7 protein-coding genes are annotated in these 7,282 nt (G+C 70.5%); 5 read left to right on the plus strand and 2 right to left on the minus strand.

Annotated features, from left to right (window positions below; all coding sequences use genetic code 11):
• Positions 1 to 111: 111 nt before the first annotated feature.
• Positions 112 to 1,338, plus strand: a complete 1,227-nt coding sequence (locus ACIRRH_RS05820; protein ID WP_403062257.1) for an Ig-like domain-containing protein — start codon at positions 112 to 114, stop codon at positions 1,336 to 1,338.
• A gap of 208 nt (positions 1,339 to 1,546) precedes the next feature.
• Positions 1,547 to 2,035 (plus strand): ATP-binding protein, encoded by a 489-nt coding sequence (locus ACIRRH_RS05825; protein ID WP_403062260.1) that lies wholly within the window; start codon positions 1,547 to 1,549, stop codon positions 2,033 to 2,035.
• A 311-nt stretch (positions 2,036 to 2,346) separates the two neighbouring features.
• Here ACIRRH_RS05825 and ACIRRH_RS05830 read toward each other — a convergent pair whose 3' ends face one another.
• The gene (locus tag ACIRRH_RS05830; protein WP_403062263.1) at positions 2,347 to 3,219 is read right to left on the minus strand and encodes a hypothetical protein; all 873 of its coding nucleotides are present in this window, start codon (positions 3,217 to 3,219) and stop codon (positions 2,347 to 2,349) included.
• A 326-nt stretch (positions 3,220 to 3,545) separates the two neighbouring features.
• Here ACIRRH_RS05830 and ACIRRH_RS05835 point away from each other — a divergent pair, with 326 nt between their 5' ends.
• Positions 3,546 to 3,983: an ATP-binding protein gene (locus ACIRRH_RS05835; protein ID WP_403062266.1), complete on the plus strand. Its 438-nt coding sequence runs from the start codon at positions 3,546 to 3,548 to the stop codon at positions 3,981 to 3,983.
• A gap of 4 nt (positions 3,984 to 3,987) precedes the next feature.
• On the opposite strand, the gene ACIRRH_RS05840 is transcribed toward ACIRRH_RS05835, so the two are convergent.
• The gene (locus ACIRRH_RS05840) at positions 3,988 to 4,641 is read right to left on the minus strand and encodes a hypothetical protein (RefSeq protein WP_403062268.1); all 654 of its coding nucleotides are present in this window, start codon (positions 4,639 to 4,641) and stop codon (positions 3,988 to 3,990) included.
• A 327-nt stretch (positions 4,642 to 4,968) separates the two neighbouring features.
• Here ACIRRH_RS05840 and ACIRRH_RS05845 point away from each other — a divergent pair, with 327 nt between their 5' ends.
• Positions 4,969 to 5,691, plus strand: a complete 723-nt coding sequence (locus tag ACIRRH_RS05845; RefSeq protein WP_403062271.1) for a hypothetical protein — start codon at positions 4,969 to 4,971, stop codon at positions 5,689 to 5,691.
• 271 nt (positions 5,692 to 5,962) lie between these two features.
• The gene (locus ACIRRH_RS05850) at positions 5,963 to 7,132 is read left to right on the plus strand and encodes a protein-L-isoaspartate O-methyltransferase (protein WP_403062277.1); all 1,170 of its coding nucleotides are present in this window, start codon (positions 5,963 to 5,965) and stop codon (positions 7,130 to 7,132) included.
• Positions 7,133 to 7,282 lie beyond the last annotated feature (150 nt).

Here is a 7,282-nt window from a genome sequence, read left to right on the forward strand (position 1 = left end):
GCAACGGGCCCCACGAATGGCGCAACCTTTCCGGTGGCCGGATGCGTATACCGGTCGGGTCCGTCGGGTCCACGGGGAGTTTCTCGGATCTTCTGAGGGAGGGAATCGACGTTGAGGTCGATACGCAGGGTGGTGGCCGCCGGCCTGGTCGGCGGGGCGATGACGCTGACGGCCGCCTGCGGCGGGGGCGGTGGGGGTGGCGGCAGTGCCGCCAAGGCCGATCTGGGGGCCGGTGTGGCCGGCGCCAAGCCCACGGCGGCGGCGCCCACCAGCACGGTGCCGAAGGTCTCCAAGGCCGCCGTCAGCATCGAGCCCAAGGCCGGCTCGGTGGACGTGGCGCCGAACGCGCTCAAGATCGGCGCGACCGGGGGCAAGCTCACCACCGTCAAGGTGAACGACAAGACCGGCAAGGAGGTCCCCGGCACGATCTCCGCCGACGGCTCCTCCTGGACGCCCACGGCCGGCCTGGAGGTGGGCACCGCCTACCAGGTCAGCGCGATGGCCGCGGACGCCGACGGCGCGGTCGCCACGGCGGACAGCAACTTCAGCACGCTGACCCCGACGGCGCTCGCCAAGGCCGCCGACAACGTGGACAACAACGCCACCTACGGCGTCGGCATGATCGTCTCGGTGAACTTCAGCAAGGACGTCAAGAACAAGGACGAGGTCGCCAAGGGCATCACCTTCGAGACCGACAACGGCACCGTGGTCAAGGGCCACTGGTTCGACAGCCGTCGGCTCGACTTCCGTCCGGAGCAGTACTGGAAGCCCGGCACCAAGGTGGTCGTGCACTACCGGCTCAAGAGCGTCGAGATCGCCCCCGGGGTGTACGGCGGGGACCGGGACGAGCCCTTCACGATCGGGCGGTCCCAGATTTCGACGGTTGACGTCGCCGCACACAAGATGACGGTCGTACAGGACGGGACGCCCAGCGAGATCGACATCAGCGCAGGCTCGCCCGAACACCCCACCTGGAACGGGACGATGGTGGTCATGTCCAAGGAGGGCGTGGTGCGGATGCAGTCCAGCTCCATGCCCGGCATGACCGGCGCGCCGTACGACCTCCAGGTCCCGCACTCGATGCGGCTCACCGACTCCGGCACGTACGTGCACGGCAACTACTGGAGCAAGAGCAGCACCTTCGGCGAGGACAACGTCAGCCACGGCTGCGTGGGCCTCAAGGACGTCGAGGGCGGCGGCGCCGGCACCTCGATGGGCAAGTTCTACGACGGCTCGCTGATCGGCGACGTGATGATCGTGAAGAACTCGACCAAGAAGGAGACGCTCGACCCGGCGAACGGGCTGAGCGGCTGGAACGTGCCGTGGAGCAACTGGTAACCGGCTGCTGAGCGGGAACGGGGTCAACCCGGGCTTGACGGAAGTCGGCCCGGGTCGACCCCGTCTTGCTTCCGGCATATGCCGAATCGCGGAGATCGTTTGCTCATTGTCCGTACGCGGCTGCTTGCGTTCCGCAATGATGGTCCGCATGGCGGGTTGGGGCGAAACAGATCAGTCATCGGTTCCCGGGGCCGGTGCGGTGGCCGAGGTGTCCTGGATCGACGTCCAGGGCGGCGGGCTCTCGGCGCTGGAGCGGCTCACCTCCGAGGAGCTGGAGGAGCTGTATTCCGGCAGACTGTGCGACCAGTCGGCGCCCAGCGAGGTGCGGCTGCCGTCCCGGCCGGAGTCGGGCCCGGTGGCCCGCAGACTGGTGCTCTCCGTCCTGGAGTCCTGGGAACTCCACCAGCATCTGGAGGCCGGGGAACTGCTCACCGGCGAGCTGGTGGCCAACGCGGTGCGGCACGCGGCCGGGCGCACCATCGGCCTGCACGTCAGCCGCAAGCCCGGCTGGCTGCGGATCGAGGTCCGCGACTCCTCCCGGGCGCTGCCCTGCATGATCCTCGCCGAGACCCGGCCGGTGAACGAGCGCGGGCGGGGGCTGAAGATCGTCGACGACCTCGCCGACCGCTGGGGCGCGGACCTGCTGCCGCGGGGCAAGGGAGTCTGGTTCGAGCTGAGGGTGCGCGAGCGGGCCTGAGGGCTCACGGCGCCGAGGTTTCCCGGGAAACACGCAGGGCCCCCGGATTCGCCGTGGTCCGGCGGATGGGGGCCCCTGCAAGTCATCGCACCGGCCAAGGGGGTGCGTGCCGCGCGATGGGCGTCGGCAGTGCCAGGTCGGGCCCGCCGAAGTTCTCGCCCAGGTCGGCGCGCTGTGTCGCCCGCCTCTGGACTTCCTCGACTATCGCACGGATCTCAGCATGTGGGCAAACCAGGCGTCTTTGATTTCAAGGTTTGTAACCTAGTTCACCTTTGGATTTTGCATAGGTTAACGCCCCCACCTGTGAATATTCATGATCGCGGCGATGTGGCCATGGCTTGGCGGGCTCGGGCGGCGTGTGCGCGGACGGCGGCGGGGGAGAGGCTGCCGGGGCGGGGCGGCGGGGTGGTGGGAGTGCCACGGCAGGCGCGGCAGAGGCCGCCGAGGAGCGCGGGCGGGCGGCAGGGGGTGCGGCACGCGGTGCACTCGATGATGCGGGCGGGCTGGTGCTGCTGTGGCGGGAGTGGGTGGCGCTCCGGGGGCATCTTGTCGAGCAGGCGACGGCGGGTGAAGGCTGCCGGGCTGTGGACGCCGTCCGGCGGTAGGCCGGCGGTGAGGGCGGCGGTGAAGAGGGCCGGGGAGGTGCCCCGGGCCAGCCACTCGGCGGCGAGCGGTTCGAGCGCGGTGCAGTCGGCGGCGGAGAGCGCGAGGCGGGGGTCCGCGAGGCCGAGGCCGGCGAGGGCGGCGTAGGCGGCCGAGGTGGGGGCGATGCGGTTGAGCGTTCGCTCCTTGGGGGGATCGGGTGCTGCGGGCGTTGACGTCTCTCCGGTCATGACGAACCGGGTCCACCAGGCGTCGGAGCGGGGCGTGCGGGAGAAGTAGGTGCGGAACACCCAGCGGCACTGCTTGTCGCCGACCCGTTCGCGGACGCGACGCAGGTGACCTGTGCTGGAGAGGGTGTTGAGGGCCGTGCGACACGCCATCTGCCCGTAGTGGGGCTGGAGGGCGGCGAGGGTTTTGACGTCCATGGCGGCGCCGTCGGGGAGGTGGTCGATGAGCGAGGCGAGGTACGCCTCGCGCGCCGGGAGGTGGGTGAAGTCGCTCGCGGCGCGGGGGCGTTGGTCCGGAGCGGACTGCTTGCCGTACCCGGGCACGGCCATGACGGTAGAGTCGTGGGTAGCCACAGGATCGATTCCTTAGAGTCGGTCGATCGTGTCGGTCAGACCCCCGTTCGGTGTTGGTAGCACCGGCGGGGGTTGTTTCGTTGGTGCGCACGCTACACGGAGAAACCGGCTGTGACGTAGTCGTGACGATAAGTCATATCCGCTGGTTTTCCTTCGGCGTGCTCACGGCCCCGTGCTCTTCCCTGCCCTGGTCGCAGGGCGGTTCAAGCTCTCGCTGTACGTATCGCGTTACTCCCGAGGCTATGCCCGGCTGTCGACGCTTGAAGGGTGAAATGGCCGAACTCAGCCCTCGCGAGTGAAGCCGTCCGTACACCCCAAGGGCGCTGATGCTCACTCAGCCCGTCGATGTCGTCGAGTGGATGTTTCCCCGCCTCCCCCGCAGCGCCGGCCGCGCTCGCATCCGCTTCATCCGGCAGGCCTTCGAGTGGGAGGTGCCCGTCGACTCCGCCGAGACCGGGCTGATCCTCCTCAGCGAACTCGTCACCAACGCCTGCCGCCACGCCCGCTCCCCGCGCGACCGGATGATCGGCGTGCGCGTCCTCCTCCCGAACCCCTCCCTCCTCCGGATCGAGGTCTCGGACGCCAACTCCACTCTCCCGACCATCCGGAACGCCTCCCCCAGCGACGAGTCCGGCCGGGGCCTCGAACTCGTCGCCGCCCTCGCCACCTCCTGGGGCGCCCACCCCCGCGGCGAGGGCCACATCGGCAAGACCGTCTGGTGCGAACTCGCCCTCCCCACCCCCGCCAACCCCCACGGCGACTGACCGGCTACTTCACGGCCTTGGCCAACTCCCGCGCCAGCGGCACCGCGTCGGGGAAATCACCTGACTTGTCGGCGTTGACCAGGAGGTCCAGCACTCGGTCACCGATGCGGACGAGGACCGTCTCGGTGCCCAGGTAGCCCCCCTCCGGGAGCATCTTGAAGTCCAGCGCCTCGTCGCCCAGTCCGGCCACCGGCTTGGCGACGAGGCGTATCTCGATATCGCTGTGGCCCTGGCCCCTGCCCTTCTCGGTGAACGACGGGCAGCGCGCCGCGAAGTCCCTGATCACACCCAGCTGCTTCGCCGCGTCGCCGGCGCGGAAGGAGGTCACCGTCACCGAGCCGGCGTGCTCGCCGTCGGTGGACCACATGCCCTGGCGGGCGTACGCCGCGTAGCCGTCCAGAACCGTCAGGTTGTTCATGACGCCGCACGGCGCCGTGGGCCCCAGCCCCGTAGTGGCGGAGAGCACCTGCGATCCGCTGTCCGACGGGGTGCTGGGGCCGTACTTGCTGCTGAGGGTCCAACCCGACGGGACGGTCTCCTCGGTGGGCAGATACGCCCTGAGGGCGCTCCCGAGGACGATCGACGGATCCACGACCGGGGCGGTCAGGGTGGGCGTCGGGGCCGGCAGGACGGGGTATCGGGTCGGGAAGTCCGTCACAGTCACCTTGACTGTCGGGGCGGCGGATATCGCCTCCGTCGGGCCGACCGCCTTCGGTGAACCGCCACTGGAACACCCGGCCACCGCGGCGACAGCGAGCACGACCCCCGCTGTCACCAGAACTCGCACCTTGACCATGTGGACCTCGCTTCCCTCGCAGTTACATGACGAGCCGTCACCAACGCTACCCCGCCATGCCGACAGCAGCTCGGCGTGAGGTCGGACGGACGCCGATCCTGTGATGCCGACCGTCAACCAACGCATGGTCCACTCAGCCGGTCGAGTGGGAGACTCGGGCGCAACACGGCGACCCCAGGAGTTCAAGGCATGGCGACAGATTCCACCGACGAGCCGACAGCCGCGCGTGGGCAGCGAGTTCTCGACCTCCTGGACAAGGCGATAGGCCTCCAGGGGCCGCTCGTGCGCAAGAACATAGCCCGGGCCCGTCAGCGGAACCCTGAGGCGACGCCGGCACTGGTGATCCGCAATCTGGAGCGGATGTACGTCAGCGCCTTGACCGGCTCGGGTGCCGCGGTCGGAGGAACCGCGGCCGCGCCCGGAGTCGGCACGGGAGTCGCGCTGGCGCTGTCGGCGGGCGAGGCCCTCTCGTCCCTTGAGTTGAGTGCCCTCTTCGCGCTCTCGGTCGCCGAAGTCCACGCAGTCCCCATCGACGAAGTCGAGCGCCGTCGGACGATCGTGATGGGAATCATGCTCGGCGGGAGCGGCTCCACCACCATTCCCAAGATCGCCGGGCGGACCGGGCAGCACTGGGGACGTCAGATCGTGTCCAAGGTCCCGGTCGAGACCTTGCGGCAGATCAACAAGGTCCTGGGCAAGAACTTCGTCACCAAGTACGGGACCAAGCAGGGGATCATCGTCCTCGGTCGAGTGGCGCCGTTCGGCATCGGCGCCGTGATCGGTGGTGGCGCCAACGCCGCCGTCGGTGCGCTGGCGGTGCGGTCCGCTCGTCGTGCGTTCGGCCCGCCTCCGGAGTCGTGGCCGTGCCCGACGCCCGGCGCGCCGCCCACCTTCGAAGACGCGCACGACTGAGCCGGCTGCCTGCCCGGCGCCCGTCCGCTGCGTGAGAAGTCGGGTAGGCCGACTTCTCACGCGCCCCCTGGTCGCTGCCGCACGCCTCTACTGCCTTCTGCGGTGCCGGGCCAGGATGGCGACCGACCGTATCCGTCTGATCGCAGGAGAACAGCATGGGAGAGCACTCGAAGCCGCCGAAGGACCCGGGCCAGGGGACTCCGCCGCCGAACAACGCCGACGGCAAGGTCCCGCCGCCGCCGCCGAGCAACGGCAAGCACAAGAAGAAGTGATGGCGAGTGACGACGGGCGCCTGGCCGGGTGCCGGGCGTGCCTGGACGCGGAGATGGAGCGGCGCGGGGCGTGGCCGGAGGATTCGCCATGGCTGCGCGAGGCCTTCGCCGCCGTGCCGCGTGACCGGTTCGCGCCGGACCGGCTGTGGCGGTGGGACGGTTGGGCCTACGTGCCGATCGACCTCGCGGACGAACCGGGCGGATGGGCCGCCGAGCTGTACTCCGGCGTCGATGCGGCTGCCGTCACCCAGCTCACCGACGGCCGTCCGTCGTCGTCGCTGTCCGCGCCGTCCGTGGTGGCGGACATGCTGGACAGCCTCAGGGTGGAGCCAGGGCACCGGGTGTGGGACGTCGGCACAGGGCAGGGCTGGACGGCGGCGCTGGCCGCCTGGCGAGCCGGGCCCGGCCTGGTGGTTACCACCGAGGTCGACGAGGACCTGGCCACCTTCGCCCGGGCCCGGCTCGCGGAAGCCGGGCTCGGCGCCGAGGTGTTGGCGGGCGACGGCACCGTCGGCGGCGTGCCCGGTGGCGGCCAGGTCGACCGGCTCCACGCCACCTACGCCGTCGAATCCGTCCCCTGGTCTTGGGTGGCGGCGGTGCTCCCGGGCGGACGGATCGTCTACCCCTGGGGACGACTCGGGTACGTCGCCCTCACCGTCGCTGACGACGGCGCCGCCGCGCACGGCTGGGTCCACGGCCTGGCCCAGTTCATGGGCGACCGACACGGTCCGGCCCAGCCGAGCAGTGGGCCCGCCGCGTACGCGCAGGTGCGCGGCGATGCCGAACCCGAGGCTTGCCGGGTACTGGGCCGCGACCCGGCAGGCCTGGAGGACTGGCACCTCAGGTTCGCGCTGCGCGTCGCCGTCCCGGACGCCGTGCTGTTCACCGACCAGGGCGGGGAGGGGCCAGCCACCCTGGTCCATGACGGCGACCGTTCGTGGGCCGAGATCCGTCCGGACGCGGACGGCGGGCCGATGCTGTCGCAGGGCGGGCCGCGCCGCATCGGCGACGAACTGGTGGCCGCCTGGTCTCAGTGGGAGGCACTCGGTCGCCCCGATCTCTACGACTACGGCGTCACCGTCACCCCAGACGCCCAGTGGGCCTGGCAGGGGGACCCGAACGACGGCCCGAGGTGGCCAATCGGACGCTTGCACCCGGCCGCGTGGTGACTGTTCCCCGATCCTCCAGCTGAACGGCGTGGGGCCGGTGCTGCGCGAGAAGTCGGCCGGGCCGACTTCTCGCGCGTGATGGGCAAACGATGCCGCCCGGGGTCAGGACCACGAGAATCCCCGCTGGTTCACCCCCGGCGTCATACGCCC

The sequence above is a fragment of the Kitasatospora sp. NPDC101235 genome (genome assembly GCF_044767505.1).
Classification (GTDB): Bacteria; Actinomycetota; Actinomycetes; order Streptomycetales; family Streptomycetaceae; genus Kitasatospora.